This is a genomic window from Mesorhizobium sp. M7A.F.Ca.MR.362.00.0.0, from assembly GCF_004023175.1.
In the GTDB taxonomy this organism is placed as follows: domain Bacteria; phylum Pseudomonadota; class Alphaproteobacteria; order Rhizobiales; family Rhizobiaceae; genus Mesorhizobium.
In genome coordinates, this window is record NZ_RZTF01000057.1 from 16,683 (window position 1) to 18,873 (window position 2,191).

A 2,191-nucleotide genomic window follows, 5' to 3' on the forward strand; every position below is an offset into this window, starting at 1 on the left:
GCGTGCTGGGCGCGGCGACAGTGTCCACCGGGGCCGTTGTCGCGCATTTCGAGATCGTCATCCGCCAGTTGGCCGTCGCCTGCTTCTGCACGGGCTCGGCTGATCTGGCGGCGTTGCGTCAGGCGCGCTTGTTGCCCTCGTCGCATTTGTCCGCCGGTTGATGTCGGCGTCGTCCGCACGCTAACAGCAGGCTGCTGAAATACCTACGCCAAAGACAGACTATTGATCCCCCTGGCGAGACGGCTCGATTGACGGGAGCGATGTGTTCATGGAGCAGCTGTTCACGATGAAGCGGTTGGAAGATTTCGTTCCAGCCGGTCATCCTGGTGCCCGCACCGGCTGATGATCAATGGAGCGCTGGTGCGGCTAGACGGCATCCTTTCCGGCATGTACGCCTGCAGTGCCAAAGGCGGTCGCCCCAGCGTTGCGCCGGAGAAATTGCTGCGGGCCGTGTGTTGCAGGTGTTCTACAGCGTCCGTCGGAATTGATGCAGCAGGTGCTGCTGTGGCAAGGCCAAGACCCGGGAATGCCGTCAGCTTTGATCAGGCGCTTCGGGCCGTCGGAAACGCGCGAAGAGTCCGGCTTTCGAAAAAGGCCGAACGCCTCAGATAAAGCCAGAACTCCTTGGGTCACCATCAAACCAATTTGACGCCCCGGGACAATTTCGTCCGGCATTGTCCGGTGTGCGACGATGTTGGGGATGCGACATAGGCGGATTGCCGTGTATTTAAACCGCTTTTCCTTTGGCACGCATATTGCGCCCTATCGGTAAACCTCGTCATGGGCCGGCGGCAATCGCTCGGAGATTGTCGAAATAGCACAATGATTTCTGCCGGGGTGACATCCGGCCCGACTAGAGCAGGACCTTTCAGATGATGCAGAAAAGCAAGCGGCCATACTCGCGGGGAAATAGTCGCGTCAGGGCTGCATGGACGCTCTTTCCTGGTTGTTTCGGCGGCGGACGCCAACTCTTCAATCGGCACCCGAACCAGTGCCTGGATGTCCAAGGAGCGCCCCTGTTGCGCGTGCCTGGCTGCACCCGCGTGCTGGCTCTCCTCCAAGGCGACGCTTCGGCGCTGCTGCAGACCGGCGACGAGAACCCAACTTCAAAATTAGCATTCCGAAAACCGAAAGAAGTGAACAGGTATGTCCAGGATCGGCGCTTTGACGCGCGCCGCATGGCGATCGGCAACTCAGACGCTGGCCAAGGGTTCGAAAAGTTTACACCCGACGCTAGCGCCGGCCGATTTCAAGCGCGCACTTACGATCAACGATCGATATGGCGGGCTCACTGTCAATGTCCCCAAAATGCCTTTCTGGCTGACCGGGGGTGAAGCCTTCGTCTACCGCCGGACTAGCCACGGCGAGCAGCAGTTCATGCAGGTCGATGCTGCCACGGGTTTCAAGCGGCCCGCTTTCGATCAGGCGCGTCTGGCGGCAGCGCTAAACAAGGTGAGCCATGAGAGCTATCAAGCCGGCAATCTTCCGTTCGACCGTTTCGAACTGAGTGAGGATGGTCGCAGGCTCGACTTCCAGATTGAAGACACCCGGTGGAGCTGCGACCTTGCAAGCTATGACTGTACCAGCACCACATTCGATGCAAGGAAAGGGGACCGTAGGGAGCTCAGCCACCGCTACACGCCGCCAGCGGAGAACAACCCCGACAAGAGCAACGCGTCGCCCGACGGCAAATGGATCGCCTATATCAAGAACTGCAACGTTTTCCTGCGCAGCGAGGACGGATTGCAGGATGTTCCTCTGAGCCGGGACGGAGCCGAAGGCAATTGCTACGTCTTTTCGACGCTGAGCTGGTCGCCGGACTCGCGCCACCTCGCCGCTTACCTTGTTCGCCCCGGCTATAGGCGAGAGGTCCGCTACCTCAATTCTTCGACGGACCAGTTGGAGCGGGAATATTCAACAAAATTCTATCCCAGGCCGGGCGATGTCCTTCCGCTGCCCCAGCCAGTCCTGTTCGACATTGCCGGCCGGCGCCAGATCGTGATTGACGGTGCCCTCTTCTCGAACGTCTTCGAACTTTCCCCTCTCCGGTGGTGGGCGGACAGCCGCGGCTTCACTTTCGAATATAACCAGCGCGGGCATCAGCTTTATCGCCTGGTCGAGGTAGACGCCGCCTCGGGCCGCGGGCGCTCCCTGATCGATGAGACCAGCGAGACATTCGTTGATTATTTGC

General features: G+C 59.7%; 1 protein-coding gene and 2 pseudogenes. All 3 read left to right on the forward strand.

Annotated elements, in window-relative coordinates; translation table 11 throughout:
• A pseudogene (locus tag EOC06_RS42205) lies at nt 1-161 on the forward strand (type 2 isopentenyl-diphosphate Delta-isomerase); the annotation flags it as partial.
• A gap of 86 nt (nt 162-247) precedes the next feature.
• Nucleotides 248-479 (forward strand): annotated as a pseudogene (locus EOC06_RS42210) (IS5/IS1182 family transposase); the annotation flags it as partial.
• 667 nt (nt 480-1,146) lie between these two features.
• A partial coding sequence (locus EOC06_RS42215) for a DPP IV N-terminal domain-containing protein (RefSeq protein WP_245469473.1) occupies nt 1,147-2,191 on the forward strand: 1,045 nt, incomplete at its 3' end.